Annotated in this window: 12 protein-coding genes; 3 read left to right on the forward strand and 9 right to left on the reverse strand. The window is 67.8% G+C overall.

Annotation, left to right across the window (positions count from 1 at the left end):
* Window positions 1–11: 11 nt before the first annotated feature.
* The 5 genes from ACTIF2_RS11160 to ACTIF2_RS11180 form a co-directional block, all read right to left on the reverse strand.
* Window positions 12–2,216 carry a 3-hydroxyacyl-CoA dehydrogenase NAD-binding domain-containing protein gene (locus ACTIF2_RS11160; protein ID WP_439497132.1) on the reverse strand — a complete coding sequence of 735 codons (2,205 nt, stop codon included), beginning with the start codon at window positions 2,214–2,216 and terminating at the stop codon, window positions 12–14.
* 222 nt (window positions 2,217–2,438) lie between these two features.
* The gene (locus ACTIF2_RS11165; RefSeq protein ID WP_439497133.1) at window positions 2,439–3,647 is read right to left on the reverse strand and encodes an acetyl-CoA C-acetyltransferase; all 1,209 of its coding nucleotides are present in this window, start codon (window positions 3,645–3,647) and stop codon (window positions 2,439–2,441) included.
* Between the two features lie 23 nt (window positions 3,648–3,670).
* Window positions 3,671–4,138 carry a GFA family protein gene (locus ACTIF2_RS11170; RefSeq protein ID WP_439497134.1) on the reverse strand — a complete coding sequence of 156 codons (468 nt, stop codon included), beginning with the start codon at window positions 4,136–4,138 and terminating at the stop codon, window positions 3,671–3,673.
* 34 nt (window positions 4,139–4,172) lie between these two features.
* A complete protein-coding gene (locus ACTIF2_RS11175) occupies window positions 4,173–5,969 on the reverse strand; it encodes an acyl-CoA dehydrogenase C-terminal domain-containing protein (protein WP_439497135.1) in 1,797 nt (598 codons plus the stop codon).
* Between the two features lie 223 nt (window positions 5,970–6,192).
* Window positions 6,193–6,639, reverse strand: coding sequence for a MerR family transcriptional regulator (locus ACTIF2_RS11180; RefSeq protein WP_439497136.1), 447 nt, complete (start codon window positions 6,637–6,639; stop codon window positions 6,193–6,195).
* A 392-nt stretch (window positions 6,640–7,031) separates the two neighbouring features.
* Between ACTIF2_RS11180 and ACTIF2_RS11185 the strand changes: the two genes are divergently transcribed.
* From ACTIF2_RS11185 to ACTIF2_RS11195, 3 genes are all read left to right on the forward strand, one after another.
* Window positions 7,032–10,580: an SEL1-like repeat protein gene (locus ACTIF2_RS11185; protein WP_439497137.1), complete on the forward strand. Its 3,549-nt coding sequence runs from the start codon at window positions 7,032–7,034 to the stop codon at window positions 10,578–10,580.
* A 190-nt stretch (window positions 10,581–10,770) separates the two neighbouring features.
* Entirely contained in the window at window positions 10,771–11,700 is a 930-nt protein-coding gene (locus tag ACTIF2_RS11190; protein ID WP_439497138.1) for a sulfite exporter TauE/SafE family protein, read from the forward strand.
* A complete protein-coding gene (locus ACTIF2_RS11195; RefSeq protein WP_439497139.1) occupies window positions 11,697–12,473 on the forward strand; it encodes a TIGR02186 family protein in 777 nt (258 codons plus the stop codon). Before ACTIF2_RS11190 ends, ACTIF2_RS11195 begins: the two co-directional genes overlap by 4 nt.
* Before the next feature lie 148 nt (window positions 12,474–12,621).
* On the opposite strand, the gene ACTIF2_RS11200 is transcribed toward ACTIF2_RS11195, so the two are convergent.
* The 4 genes from ACTIF2_RS11200 to fdh3B all read right to left on the reverse strand — a co-directional run bounded on the left by ACTIF2_RS11200 (window position 12,622) and on the right by fdh3B (window position 16,286).
* Complete coding sequence (locus ACTIF2_RS11200; RefSeq protein WP_439497140.1) at window positions 12,622–13,875, reverse strand: molybdopterin molybdotransferase MoeA; 1,254 nt, start codon at window positions 13,873–13,875, stop codon at window positions 12,622–12,624.
* A 6-nt stretch (window positions 13,876–13,881) separates the two neighbouring features.
* Window positions 13,882–14,421, reverse strand: coding sequence for a molybdopterin-guanine dinucleotide biosynthesis protein B (gene mobB, locus ACTIF2_RS11205; protein ID WP_439497141.1), 540 nt, complete (start codon window positions 14,419–14,421; stop codon window positions 13,882–13,884).
* Window positions 14,422–14,598: 177 nt separating this feature from the next.
* Window positions 14,599–15,606 (reverse strand): formate dehydrogenase subunit gamma, encoded by a 1,008-nt coding sequence (locus tag ACTIF2_RS11210; RefSeq protein WP_439497142.1) that lies wholly within the window; start codon window positions 15,604–15,606, stop codon window positions 14,599–14,601.
* Window positions 15,607–15,689: 83 nt separating this feature from the next.
* A complete protein-coding gene (fdh3B, locus tag ACTIF2_RS11215; protein WP_439497143.1) occupies window positions 15,690–16,286 on the reverse strand; it encodes a formate dehydrogenase FDH3 subunit beta in 597 nt (198 codons plus the stop codon).

Here is a 16,286-nt window from a genome sequence, read left to right on the forward strand (position 1 = left end):
GCCGGCCGAGGCTAGGCCGCCGCCTTCTTCTCCGCCGTGCCGTAATAGCTCTCGCCGGTCTTCGCCATGCGCTTGAGCTGGCGGTTCGGCTTGAACCGTTCGCCGTGCTTCTTGGCCAGCTTCTCGCAGAGCTTCACGAACCCGGCCGCGCCCATATTGTCGATATAGCTCAGCGTGCCGCCCGAATAGGGCGCGAAGCCGAAGCCGATGATCGAGCCGACATCGGCCTCGCGCGGATCGGTGACGACGCCCTCCTCATAGGTGCGAGCCGCCTCCAGCGCCTGAGTGACGAGCAGGCGCTCCTGCAGCTCCTGCATGTCGACCAGCTCGGGATCGAGCTTGTTCTTCGTCAGCTCGGCGAGGCCGGGCCAGAGCCGCTTCGGGCCGGCTTCCGGATAATCGTAGAAGCCCTTCTTGTTCTTGCGGCCGAGGCGGCCATGCGTCTCGACCATCTCGGAGAGCAGCTTCTCCTGGGCCGGATCGACCGAGCCCTCGCCGAGCTGGGCCTTGGTCGCCTTGAGCACCTTCCAGGCGAGATCGACCGCGACCTCGTCATTGAGCGAGAGCGGGCCGACCGGCATGCCGGCCTGCTTGCCGGCAGCCTCGATCATCGCCGGGGGCACGCCTTCCATCAGCATGAGGTGGCCCTCGCGGATGTAATTGCCGACACAGCGGTTGGCGTAGAAGCCACGCGTGTCGTTGACCACGATCGGCGTCTTCTTGATGGCGCGGACGAAGTCCAGCGCCATGGCGAGCGCCTTCTTGCCGGTCTTCTTGGCCATGATGATCTCGACCAGCAGCATCTTCTCGACCGGCGAGAAGAAATGGATGCCAATGAAGTTCTTCGGGCGCTCGCTATGGGCAGCGAGGCCCGTGATCGGCAGGGTCGAGGTGTTGGAGCCGAAGATCGTCCTCGGGCCGACCACCGCCTCGACCTTGGCGATGACCTCGGCCTTGACCTTGGGATCCTCGAACACGGCCTCGACGACGAGGTCGCAGCCCTTGAGGTCGGCATAGTCGGCGCTGGCCTTGATCTTGGCCAGCAGCGCGTCGCGGTCGGCGGTCTTGGCGCGGCCCTTCATGATCTGATCGGAGACCAGCTTGTGCGAATAGGCCTTGCCCTTCTCGGCCGCTTCCATGTCGCGGTCGATCAGCACAACCTCGAGGCCGGCATTGGCGCTGACATAGGCGATGCCGGCGCCCATGAAGCCGGCGCCGACGACGCCGATCCGCTTCAGCTTGCTCGGCGGCATGTCGGGCGGGCGGCGGGCGCCCTTGTTCAGCTCCTGCATCGAGACGAAGAGCGAGCGGATCATCGAGGCCGCCTCCTTCGTCCGCAGGATCTTTGCGAAATAGCGGCTCTCGATCCGGAGGCCGATATCGATCGGCATCTGCAGGCCTTCATAGACCGCGCTCAGGATGGCGCGCGCCGCCGGGTAATTGTCATTGGTCTCGCGGCGATAGATCGCGTTGGCCGGCGGCCAAATCTGCATGCCTGCGGGCGAATAGACCTTGTTGGAGGGCAGCTTGAATTTGGGGTCGTCCCAGGGCGCCTTGGCCTCGGGATTGGCCTTGAGCCAGTCCCTGGCGTTCTGGACGAGCTCGGCGCGCGGCACGACGGCATGGACGAGGCCGCCATTGCGGGCCGGCAGCGCCTTCACCTGCTCGCCCTTGAACATCATCTGCAGGGCGTCGCCGGTCTGCATCAGCCGGGCCACGCGCTGGGTGCCGCCGGCACCGGGGAAAAGCCCGACCTTGATCTCGGGGAGGCCGACGCGGGTCGAAGCATCGTCGGAAACGACGCGGTACTGGCAGGCCAGCGCCAGCTCGAAGGCTCCGCCGAGGCAGACGCCATGGACCGCCGCCGCGAACGGCTTCCCGCAGGTTTCGAGCTTGCGATAGAGCTGCGAGAGCTTGCGGCTCTCGTCGAAGAAGGTCTTGAGCGCGACGTCCTCGCCCTTCTCCCTGGCCAGCTTGACATAAAGGTCGCGCAAGCCCTGGAGCATGGTGAGGTCAGCACCACCGGAGAAGGCTTCCTTGCCGGAGGTGATGACGCAGCCCTTGATAGCGTCGTCGGACGCGACCTTGTCGACGACCTGGTCGAGCTCGGCCATGACCTCGGGGGTGATGACGTTCATCGAGCGGCCCGGCATGTCCCAGGTCAGGGTCGCGATGCCGTCGGAATCGGTCTCGAAGCGGAAATTGGTGAGGTTCATTGCTCGCTCCCTTCCTTCTCCCCTTGGGGGAGAAGGTGCCGAGCGCAGCGAGGCGGATGAGGGAAGTCCGCATGCCGTGCTTCGGATGAAATGGCTCTTTTCCGTCCCTCATCCGACCCGGCTTCGCCGGGCCACCTTCTCCCCCGAAAGTCGGGTGTTCCCGACTTTCGCACTTTTGATGTCCATGTCGGAAGCATCCGACATGGATGGGGAGAAGGAAAATCAAACCCGTTCGATGATGGTGGCGACGCCCATGCCGGCGGCGACGCAGAGCGTGACGAGCGCGGTCTGCTTGTCAGTGCGCTCCAGTTCGTCGAGCACCGTGCCCAAAATCATCGCGCCGGTGGCGCCGAGCGGGTGGCCCATGGCGATGGCGCCGCCATTGACGTTCAGCACCGCGTCATCGATGTCGAAGGCCTGCTGATAGCGCAGCACGACCGAGGAGAACGCCTCGTTCAGCTCGAACAGGTCGATGTCCTTCGTCGTCATCCCGGCCTTCTTCAACACCAGCTCGGTGACGTCGACCGGGCCGGTCAGCATCAGCGCGAGATCGGAGCCGGTCGTGGCGAAGGCGCGGATGCGGGCGCGCGGTTTCAGCCCCGCCGCCTTGCCGCCCCTCTTCGAGCCGACCAGCACCGCAGCGGCGCCATCGACGATGCCGGAGGAATTGCCGGCATGGTGGACGTGGTTGACGAACTCGACATCGGGATGGGCGGCGGTGGCGACCGCGTCAAACCCGCCCATCTCGCCCATCTGGACGAAGGAGGCCTTGAGCGAGGCCAGCGTCTGCATGTCGGTGGTCGGGCGGATGGTCTCGTCGCGGTCGAGGATGATCAGGCCGTTGACATCGGTGACCGGGATGACCGAGTTCTTGAAACGGCCCTCAGTCCAGGCGGCAGCGGCACGCTTGTGCGAGCGCACGGCAAAGGCGTCGACATCGTCGCGCGAGAAGCCGTATTTCGTCGCGATCAGGTCGGCCGAGACGCCCTGCGGCATGAAATAGGTGTCGATGGCGACGGAAGGGTCGACCGCGATGCCGAAGCCGGAAGCCCCCATGCCGACGCGGCTCATGCTCTCGACGCCGCCGCCGATCGCCATCTCCTTCTGGCCGGACATGACCTGCGCTGCGGCGAGGTTCACCGCGTCCAGCCCCGAGGCGCAGAAGCGGTTGATCTGCACGCCCGGCACTTCCTTGCCGTAGCCGGCCTTGAGCGCCGCCGTGCGGGCGATGTCGGCGCCGGCCTCGCCGACCGGATCGACGCAGCCGAAGACCACGTCCTCGACCAGCTTGGGATCGAGCGTGTTGCGGTCCTTGATGGCGCGCAGGGCCTGCGTGCCGAGCTCGATCGCGGTGACTTCGTGGAGCGAGCCGTCGGCCTTGCCCTTTCCGCGCGGCGTGCGGACATGGTCGTAGATGAATGCGTCAGCCATGCGGGCCTCCGTCTGTTGCGGGCTTATTCGGCATGATGTCTCGGCTCCGGGCTTACACGTTTCGGCCAGTCCAGCAGCGTCGTCGGTGTCCATTTCGCCTTTCGGCGCGCGATGCGCTCGTCGGCGCTCTCGGCAGAGTAGTCGCGCGGGGCGGGAATGGCGGTGAATTCCGCACGCTCGTCGAGGATGTCGACATTCACGACGCTCAGCGCCTCGTCGCCCTCGGTCAGCAGCATCCCGACATAGACCCCACAATTGCGGCAGAGGATGACGTCGACCGTGCTCAGCCCGAAGCGGTAGAGCTGGACCCTGGAGGGATCGACCGCCCGCAGAGCCACCCGTGAGCCCGGGTCCGAGAAGGCGCGGACATTGTGCTTGCGGCAGAACGAGCATTGGCAGGCGCCGAGCACCTGCGCTTGCGGCGCCCGCTCCGTCCTGAGCTCGACCGCAATCGAACCACAATGGCATTGCCCGTGATGCACGAACCGCATCGCCCGCCTCTCGCGCAGGATCGCTTGTCGAGACCTAGAACAGCTCCGGCGCGAGCGCCATCGTCGAATCCGCGCCCGCCGTGATCCGCGCCAGATGCGCGCCCGTCTCCGGCAGCGTCCGCTCCATGAAGAAGCGTGCCGTGGCGAGCTTGGTGTTCATCCGCTCGGTGGCGCCATTGGCCCCAGTCTTCAGCTTCTCCTGCGCGGCCTTCGCCATCTTGGCCCACATATAGCCGAGCGAGACGAGCCCGAGCAGGTGCATGAAATCGGTGGCGCCGGCGCCGGCATTGTCGGGCTTGGCGAGCGCGTTGTTCATGAACCACATCGTCGCCTGCTGGAGATGGCCGAGCGAGGCCTGGAGCGGTCCGAGGAGCGGCTTCAGGGCCTCGTCCTCGGCATTCTCCTTCACGAAGCCGCCGACCTCGTTGAAGAAGGCCATGATGGCGCGGCCGCCGTCGCGGCCGAGCTTGCGGCCGATCAGGTCCATGGCCTGCACGCCGTTGGCGCCTTCATAGATCATGGCGATGCGGGCATCGCGGACGAACTGCTCGACGCCGGTCTCGGCGATATAGCCGTGGCCGCCGAAGAGCTGCTGCGCCTTGACCGTGTTGTCGAACCCGACATCGGTCAGGACGCCCTTGAGCACCGGCGTCATCAGCCCGAGCTGGTCGTCGGCAGCCTGACGCTCGGCGGCGTCGCCGGAGCGATGCGCGACATCGGACTGGATCGCGTTCCAGATGACGAAGGCGCGCGCCGCCTCGTTGAAGGCCTTGATCGACATCAGCGTGCGGCGGACATCGGGATGGACGATGATCGGATCGGCCGCCTTGCCCGGCTCCTTGGCGCCGGTCAGCGCCCTGCCCTGCAGGCGGTCCTTGGCATAGGCGAGCGCGTTCTGATAGGCGACCTCGGACTGGGCCAGACCCTGGATCGCGACGCCGAGGCGGGCCTCGTTCATCATCACGAACATGGCGTTGAGGCCCTTGTTCTCGGTGCCGATGAGCCAGCCCTCCGCGCCGTCATAGTTCATGACGCAGGTCGAATTGCCGTGGATGCCCATCTTGTGCTCGATCGAGCCGCAGGAGACGTGGTTGTTCTCCCCGACGGAGCCATCCGCGCCCACCGCGTTGCGCGGCACGACGAAGAGCGAGATGCCCTTGACGCCGGCCGGCGCGCCCTCGATGCGGGCGAGCACGAGGTGGATGATGTTCTCGGTGATGTCCTGCTCGCCGGCCGAGATGAAGATCTTGGTGCCGGTGATGGCGTAGGAGCCGTCGCCATTCGGCACGGCTCTGGTCTTGATCAGGCCGAGATCGGTGCCGCAATGCGGCTCGGTCAGGTTCATCGTGCCCGACCAGACGCCCTCGACCATCTTCGGGATATAGGTGCGCTTCTGCTCGTCGGAGCCATGGACATAGAGCGCCGCGATCGCGCCCATGGTCAGGCCGGGATACATCGAGAAGGCCATGTTCGCCGAGGAGGCGTACTCGTTCATGATCGCGCCGAGCGTGTAGGGCAGGCCCTGGCCGCCGTATTCGGGGTCCATGGCCAGGCCGATCCAGCCGCCCTCGGCATAGGCCTTGTGCGCCGCCTTGAAGCCCTTGGGCGTCGTCACCGTGCCGTCAGGGTTACGGGTGCAGCCTTCCTGGTCGCCCGAATGGTTGAGGGGCTGGAGCACCTCCTCGCAGAGCTTGGCGCCTTCGCCCAGCACCGCCTCGACCAGGTCCGGCGTCGCGTCGGCGAAGCCCGGCAGGTTGTTGTAGCGTTCGATGTTGAAGACGTCGTTCAGCAGGAACAGGGTGTCGTCGACGGGCGCCTTGTAGACCGGCATTGGTGTCCTCCCTCTCGCGCGGCGAAGCACTCTGCCGTCCCGATGTGACGATGGCGCTTCGGAGTAGATAGTTCATATATAAACTATTCTGGCGCGATTTGAAGAGGGGCCCCGGCTTTTTGTTGCCGCAGCCTGTCGCAGCCTCCCGGACGCTGCCCATGACAAAACGACCCCGGACCAGAGGTCCGGGGTCGCCAGGCATCATCGCTGACGGGATAAGGGCTCAGGCCTTCCCGAGACCGGTGAGCGTGCCCTCGAGCTCGGCAATGGCGCCGTCGATCTCGGAGCGCTGGCTGCGCAGCAATTCGAGCTGCTCGACGATCTGGTCGCGTGTGAGCTGCAATCCGCCGACGGAGGCCGATTTCTCGCCGGAGGCCTCGCCCTTCTTCTCCTCGTTGGCGAGCATCGCGCGGATCTCGACCAGCGTGAAGCCGAGCTGCTTGCCCTTCAGGATCAGGGCCAGGCGGGCCCGGTCGCGGCCCGAATAGATCCGCGTCATCCCGGAGCGTGCCGGCGACAGCAATCCGCGCGATTCGTAGAAGCGCAGGGTGCGCAAGGTCACGCCGAAATCGCGGGCCAGGTCGCTGATCGTGAAACCGCCGGCTGAGTCGGACTCAGTGGCAGCTGCGGATGAGGGGGAGCGACCGGTATTGGGTGAAGCGGCCGCCATAGCAGTGCTCTGGCGCGACATCGAGTTTCCTTGGGTTTTGGGACGCGGGGAAAAGGGGGACGCAGGAGGCCGTCGGCGTTACAACAAGGTTCCGTTGGGTGATGGCGTAAACCAAGCCTTCCCCTTGCGTCAGGTAATCTGGGTCCGGGGTGGGGTAAGTTACCGTTACGAGAGCGATGAGCGCCCAGATGCGGCAGAAATTTGCGAAAAATTAACCCGCGGGCCCGCGATTTTAACGGTCTGTTTACCGTGACTGCCAAAAGTCGGCGATGCGAAGCGGGCCGTCGTCAGCCGTAACCGATCCTTCACGATCGCCGGATTCGCAATGGGATGCTGCGGTACAAGGGGGCTGCGCATCCTCGCTGAAGACCAGCCCCGTAGGCGAGCGAGACATGGCCAATAGCTTGCCCTGGAGCGTCAAGGGCGTCGACCCACGCACCCGCGATGCCGCGAAAGCGGCAGCCAGGCGCGCCGGGATGACCCTGGGCGAATGGCTCGACCACAAGATCCGGGTCGAGGCCGAAGAGAGTGCGCCGATTTCCAGCGATGCTCCGGAGCAGCTCGACATCGCGGCCCTGTCCGAGCGTCTCGCCAGGCTCTCGCAGGGCCAGATGGAGACCTCGTCGCAGGCCACGAGCGCCTCAGTCCGGTCGCCCGGCTCCGACATGTCGCGCAGCCAGATCGAAGCCGCGATGACGCAGGCCGCGATGGCCGAGCGCATCACCCGCGAATCGAGCGCCAAGACCGCCGGCGCGCTCGATTCGATCGCGCGCTGGATCGAGAAGACCGAAGGCCGCCTGGCGACCGGCGAGCGCGCCATCGCGGAGCGGCAAGAGCGTGCCACCAGCGTCATCGCCGATGCGATCAAGGCGATGGGCGAGCGCATCGGCGATATCGAGCGCACGGCTCTCGAGGCCCAGCGCAAACCCGCTCCCGGACGGCCGCTGTTGAACCGGGACGGCCTGGCCGCCGCGGTCACCGATATCCGCACCCGCCAGCGCGTGCTCGATTCCGACATGGAGCCCGCAGCGAAGCGCGCGATGCCGCTGAGCGAGAACCGGGTCGCGGCGCTGCGTCAGGATCTGCGGAACCTGAGCGCGCGGATGGCCGCACCTGAGGACCATGCCGACCGCGGCAGGGATCATGTGCGCCCGACGCTGCCTTCACGCGCTCCGGACGCGAGCCAACTGGAAAGCCTGATCGCCGGCCTCGGGGCACGCCTCGACCGGCTCGACGGGCGCGACCGCCTCGAACCCATCCTGAAACCGCTGTCGCGCATCGAGTCGGAGGTGGCCCGCCTCTCGCAGGATCGCCCGAACGAGAGCTATGCCCGCTTCGAGCTCGAGATCGCGCATCTCGCCGCCAAGGTGGACGCCCTCGTCACGCGCGGCGGCGATCGCGCGATGCTTGCGCCGATCCTGCGCGACATCGGGGAATTGCGGGAGTTGCTGGCCTCGGGCACGGGTGATGGCCGTCTGGGCGAGCTCTCCCAGCAGGTCGCGGGCCTGGCCGCGGAAGTCGGCCGGCTGCGCGAGGGCCAGCCCGACATGCGCGAGCTGCGCGGCCTGTCGCTCGCGATCCAGGATGTCCGCGACGCGATCATGTCGGGCCACTCGCAGGACCGCTTCGGCGATCAGGCTCCGCTCCTGTCGCTGTCGCGGCAAATCGAGGCGCTCGCCGGCAAGGTCGATTCCCTGCCCGCGATGCGGCCGGAGGTGATCAACGCCCAGGCCGAGCAGCTTTTCGCGCGGCTGAACGAGATCGGCGCGTCGGGCTCGCCCGGCTCCGGCGAACTGGCCCACCGCATCGAATCGCTGATCATCAAGCTCGAGGATGTCGCCGAGCGGCAGCCGAACCAGCTCGCCGACCGGATCGACACCCTGCAGCAGCGCATCGAGTCGCTGGCCGATCACGGCCCCGCAGCCGTGACGAAGCAGATCGAGGCGCTCGCCAGCCGGATCGAGAGCCTGGCCGCCTCCAGCAACCTGACCCAGCTCGTCAACGAAGGCGGCAGCGTCCAGGTCGCGCGAGTCGACCTGCGCCCTGTCGAGGACATGCTGCGCAGCCTTGCCGACAAGATCGACGAGGCCGGGCGGCCGGGCGCGGAATCGGATTCGTTCGATGCGCTCGAACAGCAGATCGCCGGCCTCGCGAGCCGGCTGGACGAGGCCGCCGCGACGCGCTCGGCCGAAACCGGGATCGAGCGCACGCTGCAGGATCTCGTGCATCACCTGCAGACCATGCGCGAAGACACCGCGGCCGCGGCCGAACGCGCCGCGCGTGCCGCCATGGCCGACATGGCGAAGACGCCGCAGCCGGGCAACGGCAATTTCGCGGAACTCAGCAGCCTGCTTTCGGGATTGCGCGAGACCCACGTCTCGTCCGGCCGCGAGACCCAGGACGCGATCGGCGCCGTCCACCAGACCCTCGAGACCATCATTTCGCGCCTTGCCAGCCTCGAGGCGGAGATTGGCGGCGAGCGCCAGGGCGGAGAACGTCAAGGCGGCGAGCGTCCGTCGATGGCGGCGCGCGCCGCCGCGTCGCGCCTGTCGTCCATGCCTCCCGCACGCGGCCTGGAGAATCCGGCCAGCATGAGCGCGGCGGTCGAGGACCGCTTCGGAGCAAGGCTGGAGCCGTCGCGCGGGCCCGACCGGGCATCAGACCCGACCGCGAAGACCTCGCTCGACGTCCCGCTCGAGCCCGGCTCGGGCCGCCCGCGCGCCGACGCCGCGGCAACGGCCGGTCAGGACCCGCAATCGGTCCGCCAGAACCTGATCGCCGCGGCACGGCGCTCCGCCAAGGCCGCGACCGAAGCGGCCGCGACTGCGCCGTCCCAGGCCGAAAGCGGCGGGCCGGCGACGGGCGGCCGTCTCAAGGAAATCATGGAGAAGCGCCGCCGGCCGCTGCTCCTCGGGCTCGCTGCCGTCGTGCTCGCGATGGGCACCGCCCATGTCGTGACCGGCACCATGCAGGGCGCGAAGGTGAAGCCGGTCGGCAACGAGGCCGTGCAGGTTCCAGCGCCAGCCCCTGCCGCTCCGGAAGCCCCCGCAATCGAGGCTCCCGCACAGCCGGCCAAGGACCAGACTTCGGCCCTGCCGCCGGTCGATCTCGGCCCCGCCGCCGCGGTCGCCGGCACCGCGACACCGGCGCTGGGCAGCCCCGACATCACCGGCTCGACCGCCGAATCCGCGACAGTGGCGGCGCTTCCGCCGCTCGCCACGCCGGAGCCGGTCCAGGCGGTGACGGGCCTCGGCGATCTCCCCTCCGGGCTCGGCAGCACCGGCCTGCGCAAGGCGGCGCAAGGCGGCGATGCGCGCGCCGTCTACGAGCTCGCCAGCCGCGCTGCCGACGGCACGGGCGTGGCGCGCGACCCGAAGCTCGCTTTGCGCCTGTTCGAGCGCGCCGCGGTCGCGGGACTGGCGCCGGCGCAGTTCCGCCTCGCCAACATGTTCGAGAAGGGCATCGGCACCGGCCGCGACGCCTCGCTCGCCCGCGTCTGGTATGGGCGCGCGGCGGAGCGCGGCAACGCCAAGGCCATGCACAACCTCGCGGTGCTCTATGCCGAAGGCGTCACCGGCAAGCCCGATTACACGACGGCGACCGAATGGTTCCGGCGCGCGGCCGAACTCGGCGTCCGCGACAGCCAGTACAATCTCGCGATCCTGCTCGGCCGCGGCCTCGGCGCACCGGCGGATCTCGGCCAGTCCTATCTCTGGTTCGCGGTCGCCGCCGGCCAGGGCGACCAGGATGCGGCGCGCAAGCGCGACGAAGTCGCGGGCCGCCTTGAATCCAAGGATCTCGCAGCCGCCAAGCTCCGCGCCGAGTCGTGGAAGGCGAAGGCGCTGGAGCCCGACGCCAACGAGGTCGCGGCTCCGGCCAAGGGCTGGGACGAGACGCCGAGCGCCGCCGTCAAGAAGCCGGCTAAGCCGGCCCGCACCTGACGGCCTGATTTTAGACCCGCTCGTCATGGTTTCGACGCGTTGCACCGCCATCAGGACTTGATCGCGGTCCATTGACCGATCCGAAAGCAATCCCCGTCCCGCAACGATAGGATTTGCCTAACCGGATTGGTGCAATCTGGAACGAATCGGCGTCGACATCTCGCGCCGCATCGGCGCACGAGGACGAAGGGTGCAGATTTACCTCCCGATCGCGGAACTGCCGATCAGCGTGCTGATGGTGCTGGGACTGAGCGGCGCCGTCGGCTTCATCTCGGGCCTGTTCGGCGTCGGCGGCGGCTTCCTGCTGACCCCCCTCCTGATCTTCCTCGATATCCCGCCGGCAGTGGCGGTCGCCACCGTGGCGGCCCAGGTCGCCGGCTCCTCGATGACCGGCGTGCTGACCTATTGGCGCCGGCGCGCGCTCGACTTCAAGCTCGGCGGCGTCCTGGTCGGAGGCGGCATCCTCGGCACCATATTCGGCGTGCTGTTCTTCAACTCGATGCGCCGCCTCGGCCAGCTCGATCTGGTCATCACGCTGTCCTATGTCACGCTCTTCACCATCATCGGCGGGCTGATGCTCTACGACGCGCTGCGCTCGGCGCTGCGGGTCAGGGCCGGCAAGCCGGCACGGCTGCGCCGGCAGGCCGGCACCCATCCGCAATGGATGAAGCTGCCCTGGCGCATGCGCTTCCACCACTCCCAGCTCTATGCCAGCGTCATCCCGATCGCCGGGCTGGCGGTGGTCATCGGCTTCATCGGAGCGGTGCTCGGCGTCGGCGGCGGCTTCATCCTGGTGCCGGCGCTGATCTATTTCTTCCGCATCCCGCCGGCGGTGGTGGTCGGGACCTCGCTGTTCCAGATCCTGGTGACGATGACGGGCGCCACCATCCTGCATGCGGTCACGAACCAGTCGGTCGACCTGATCCTGGCCGCGCTGCTGCTCGTCGGCGGGGTGATCGGCGCGCAGTTCGGCGGCCGCGCGGCACGCAACCTCAATGTCGATTCCTTCCGGCTGCTGCTCGCGCTGCTCATTCTTTCGGTCGGCCTGCGCTTCGCGATCGAGCTGTTCATTCCGCCGAGCGAGCCCTACTCCGTCGTCCTGCCGGAGAGCGCGCGATGAAGGCGGCGCTCAGATCCCTCCTCGGCGCCCTGGCATTGGCCGCGTTCGGCGCGCAGGCGCCGCGCGCCGAGACCCTGATCGCCTCGGTCTCGAGCCATCAGATCCAGATCAACTCGAATTATACCGGCGCGCAGATCACCGTCTTCGGGCTGGTCGAGCGCGATGGCCGCACGGTCGCACGCGGCGATCCCTATGACATCGTCGTCACGGTGCGCGGCCCGCAGCGCATGCTGATCGTGCGCGAGAAGGAACAGGTCGGGCCGATCTGGATCAACCGCACGCAGCGGCGCTTTCCCGAGCACTCCTCCTTCCTGACGGTGTCGAGCAACCGGCCGCTGAAAGAGATCATCGGTGAAGAGGGGGCACGCCGCGACCGCGTCGGCCTCGCCAACGCGCAACGCTCGGCGACGCCGGCGCTCGAGATGGAGGGCAGCACGGCCCGGTTCCGCGACGCCTTGATCCGCATCCTGAAGGAGAAGGGCCTCTATGCGCAGGATGAGCGGGGGGTCACCTTCCTGTCCCAGACCCTGTTCAGCGCGCCGATCGAGGTGCCGGCGACGGCACCGACCGGGACCTATGAGATCGAGGTCGTGCTCTATGCCGGCGGCGCGATCCTGGCGCGCCATACGACGAATTTCGAGGTGATCAAGACCGGGATCGAGCAGCGCCTGGCCCAGGGCGCGCATGACAGATCGCTGCTCTACGGGCTCGCGACCGTGATCCTGGCGCTCCTGCTCGGCTGGCTCGCCAGCGTGATCTTCCGGCGGGACTGAGGAGGCTCGCCCCCGGTGTAGGGTCGTCCCGGCCAAGCCGCGCCAGCGGCGCAGAGCCGGGATCCATACCGGAACCGTTCAGGCATGGATCCCGGGTCTGCCTGCGGTCGCCCGGGATGACACTGAACATCGAAACCAAAAGGCGCGGTCAGGCAATCAGCAAGTCATAGCCGAGGAAGGGGGCCATGGCGCCCGCCTCGATCCGCGTCAGCTCCTCGGCCAGTTCGACGAGCCCGTCTGTCTGGGTCAGCGAGGTCATCACGCCCGCACCGTCGCGCGGATGCTTGGTCGCGACCATGACGCCGTCCGGGCCGGGCGAGAGCGAGACCCGGACATATTCGCGACGGCCCTGCTTCTTGCGATAGGGAAAGCCGAGCCGCACCGGGAGCGGCAAGGGCGGCACATATCGGGCGCCTGCCAGCCGGGCGATGACCGGGCGCGCGACGAAGGCGAAGGTGACGAAGACCGCGACCGGATTTCCCGGCAGGCCGATGAACGGCACGCCGGAAACGACGCCCATCGCCACCGGCCGGCCCGGTTTGATGCCGATCCGCCAGAACACCAGCGCCCCGGCCCCCTCGACGGCGGCCTTGACGTGGTCCTCCTCGCCGGTCGAGACGCCGCCCGAGGTCAGGATCAGGTCGCAGCTCGTCGCCGCCTCCTTGAGCCGCTCGGCAAGGGCGACGGGCTCGTCCCGCAAAATCCCGAGATCGACGATCTCGGCGCCGGCGCGCGCCACCATCGCGCGCAGGGCGGCGCGGTTGGCGTCATAGATCGCGGCGGGCGGCAAGGCCGCGCCGGGCTCCGCCAATTCGTCGCCGGTCGAGAAGATGGCGACGCGCGGCCGGCGCCGCACCTCGACCGAATCCTGGCCGAGCGCGGCGAGAAGCGCGAGATCCTGCGGGCGCAGGCGACGCCCTGCCGCAAGCGCGATCTCGCCGCGGGCGATGTCCTCGCCGACGGGCCTGGCATTGGCGCCCTGCTTGAGGCCCGGCGGCAGCCGGACGACATCGCCTTCGAGGCTGACGTCCTCCTGCATGAAGACCGTGTCCGCTCCCGGCGGCATGGGCGCGCCGGTGAAGACCCGGACCGCGACACCGTCCGCGACGACGCCGGCGGCGTCGGCCCCCGCCGGAACGCGGCCCTGGAGCCTGAGCCTGGTCTCGCCGTCGGACAGATCGGCGAAGCGGACCGCATAGCCGTCGACGGCGGAATTGGCGAAGGGCGGCAGGTCGAGGCCGGCCACGACGTCCTGCGAGAGAACGCGGCCGTCGGCCTGGGCCAGCGCGACCCGCTCCGTCGCGGCGACGGGCTGGATTCGCTCGGCCGCGAGCGCGGTCGCCTGCTCGATGCTCATCAGCGGCCCGCCGAAGGCGAAGGTATCCTCGCTGAGCTGCGCCATGCGATGTCAGCCTTGTCTTGATGCGCGCGCCAGCACGGCGGCGAGAGGCTCCGCCCTGGCGAGGACAATGTCGGCGATCGCGGCGATGTCGTCGAGGCCGACCACAGGCCGGCCGGCCTCGGGGAAGGCGCCGTCGGCGGCAACGGCGACAATGCTCGGATCGCCGGGATGCAGAGGCGGCTTGCCATTGCCGGCCCGGTGCACCTCGATCTTGAGATGAGGCTCGCGCTTGAAGCCCTCGATGATGACGAGGTCGACCGGCGCGAGCCGCTGCAACAGCTCCGGCAGCGTCGCCTCCGGCGCCTCGCGCAGTTCATGCATCAGGGCCCAGCGCCGCTCCGAGGAGATCAGCACCTCCTGCGCGCCGGCCTGGCGATGCTCCCAGGAATCCTTGCCCGGCTGATCGAGGTCGAAGGCGTGATGGGCGTGCTTGAGCGTCGAGACCGAGACGCCGCGGCTCGCGAGCTCCGGGATCAGCCGGGTCAGCAGGGTCGTCTTGCCGGCGCCGCTCCATCCCGCCAGGCCGATCACGCGCATCGAATACATGTCTCCCGAAACGAAAAACCGGGCGCGAGGCGCGCCCGGCTGTCATCTTGCAGACCGGACCCGCCGGTCAAGCCCTCACCGTCATTACGAGGAGCGTCAGCGACGAAGCAATCCAGGGGCCTTCGAGCGAGACCCCTGGATTGCGTCGCTATGCTCGCAATGACGAGCGGCGTTCCGTCATTCCGCCGGCTGCAGCTTCGGCCCGTCCGGCAGGCGCCCCTTCTCGGCCTCTTCCGCGACCCAGAGCGAATGATGCTCCCTGGCCCAGTTGAGATCGACCTCGCCGGAGCCCATCGCGTCGAAGGCGCCCTCCATGCCGATCGTGCCGATATAGATATGGGCGAGGATGGCCGCGACCATCAGCACCGCGACGATGCCGTGCACGACATTCCAGAACTGCAGCTCCAGGACGCCGCCGGCGAAGGCCGGGAACAGCAGATAGACGCCCGAGACCGACAGCGCCGCGCCCCCGATCACCACCGTCCAGAACACCACCTTCTGGCCGCCGTTGAAGCGCCTGGCGGGCGGGTGGCCCTTGCCGACGATGCCGCCGCCGGCAGCGAACCATCTCAGGTCGACGCGGCTTGGGATGTTGTCCTTGATCCAGACTAGGAACATCAGGACGATGCCGAGCATGAAGGGCCAGGCGAGATAGTTATGCGCCCATTTCGCCACGATCGAGACATTGGTGAAGGCTTGCGGCCCGATCAGGGGTAGCAGCAGGCTCTTGCCGAAGGTCACGTTCAGCCCCGACAGCGCCAGCACGATGAAGCAGGCCGCCGTGAGCCAGTGCATGAAGCGCTCGAAGGCGTTGAAGCGGGTGATCGTGCGCCCCGACAAGCCGGATTCCAGCCGGACCTTGCCCCGGATCAGGTAGAAGACCGCCAGCACCAGCAGCATGCCGAGCACCGCGATGGCGCCGATGCGCAACATCGTGCCCTGATGGAACTCGCGCCATTCGCGACCGGCCGGACGCTCGAGCGTCGCGGCCTTGGCATCGGGAATGGTGATGCGGCCCTGGAGCTCGGCCGAAGGATTGCCCTTCAGCGCATCCAGGAACTGGCGCTCCTTCACCGAATCGGCGGTGGGGTTGACCTGCTGGGCCAAAGCCGGCGCGGCGAAGGCGACGGCCAGCGACAAGGCCAGGCTGGTGAGCAGGATACGGAGATGAGCGCCCAGACGCATAGCGGTTATCCTCTCGCGAGATGAAGCTGAGACCAGGGGTGACGCGCCCAGCCTTGTGGCCGATGCGCGCCCCCTCCCCGATCTCAGATGGCGATCGTTTCCTTGTAGGCGGTCTGCCAACCCCAGGCGCCCGAGCCATAACCGCGCTTGACCACCCGTTCCTTGTAGATCTGCGCGATGATCTCGCCGTCGCCGGCGAGCAGCGACTTGGTCGAGCACATCTCGGCGCAAAGCGGCAGCTTGCCTTCGGCGAGGCGGTTCGAGCCGTATTTCTGGAACTCGGCCGGCGAAAGATCGACCTCGGGACCGCCCGAGCAATAGGTGCATTTGTCCATCTTGCCGCGCGAGCCGAAATTCCCGACCTTGGGATATTGCGGCGCGCCGAAGGGGCAGGCGTAGAAGCAGTAGCCGCAGCCGATGCAGAGGTCCTTGCTGTGGAGGACGACGCCGTCGGCCGTGTTGTAGAAGCAGTCGACCGGGCAAACCGCCATGCAGGGCGCGTCGGTGCAATGCATGCAGGCCATCGAGACCGAGCGCTCGCCGGGCTTGCCGTCATTGATGGTGACGACGCGGCGCCGGTTGATGCCCCAGGGCACGTCGTTCTCGTTCTTGCAGGCGGTGACGCAGGCGTTGCACTCGATGCAGCGGTCGGCGTCGCAGAGGAATTTCATTCGGGCCAT

The organism is Allobosea sp., from assembly GCF_051860145.1.
Lineage (GTDB): Bacteria > Pseudomonadota > Alphaproteobacteria > Rhizobiales > Beijerinckiaceae > Allobosea.

Bases quoted from the DNA above. Each gene is read 5' to 3' on its own strand.
- ACTIF2_RS11160 (WP_439497132.1), bottom strand. From the start codon at position 2,216: ATGAACCTCACCAATTTCCGCTTCGAGACCGATTCCGACGGCATCGCG.
- ACTIF2_RS11165 (WP_439497133.1), bottom strand. From the start codon at position 3,647: ATGGCTGACGCATTCATCTACGACCATGTCCGCACGCCGCGCGGAAAG.
- ACTIF2_RS11170 (WP_439497134.1), bottom strand. From the start codon at position 4,138: ATGCGGTTCGTGCATCACGGGCAATGCCATTGTGGTTCGATTGCGGTC.
- ACTIF2_RS11175 (WP_439497135.1), bottom strand. From the start codon at position 5,969: ATGCCGGTCTACAAGGCGCCCGTCGACGACACCCTGTTCCTGCTGAAC.
- ACTIF2_RS11180 (WP_439497136.1), bottom strand. From the start codon at position 6,639: ATGGCGGCCGCTTCACCCAATACCGGTCGCTCCCCCTCATCCGCAGCT.
- ACTIF2_RS11185 (WP_439497137.1), top strand. From the start codon at position 7,032: ATGGCCAATAGCTTGCCCTGGAGCGTCAAGGGCGTCGACCCACGCACC.
- ACTIF2_RS11195 (WP_439497139.1), top strand. From the start codon at position 11,697: ATGAAGGCGGCGCTCAGATCCCTCCTCGGCGCCCTGGCATTGGCCGCG.
- ACTIF2_RS11200 (WP_439497140.1), bottom strand. From the start codon at position 13,875: ATGGCGCAGCTCAGCGAGGATACCTTCGCCTTCGGCGGGCCGCTGATG.
- mobB (WP_439497141.1), bottom strand. From the start codon at position 14,421: ATGTATTCGATGCGCGTGATCGGCCTGGCGGGATGGAGCGGCGCCGGC.
- ACTIF2_RS11210 (WP_439497142.1), bottom strand. From the start codon at position 15,606: ATGCGTCTGGGCGCTCATCTCCGTATCCTGCTCACCAGCCTGGCCTTG.
- fdh3B (WP_439497143.1), bottom strand. From the start codon at position 16,286: ATGGCCCGAATGAAATTCCTCTGCGACGCCGACCGCTGCATCGAGTGC.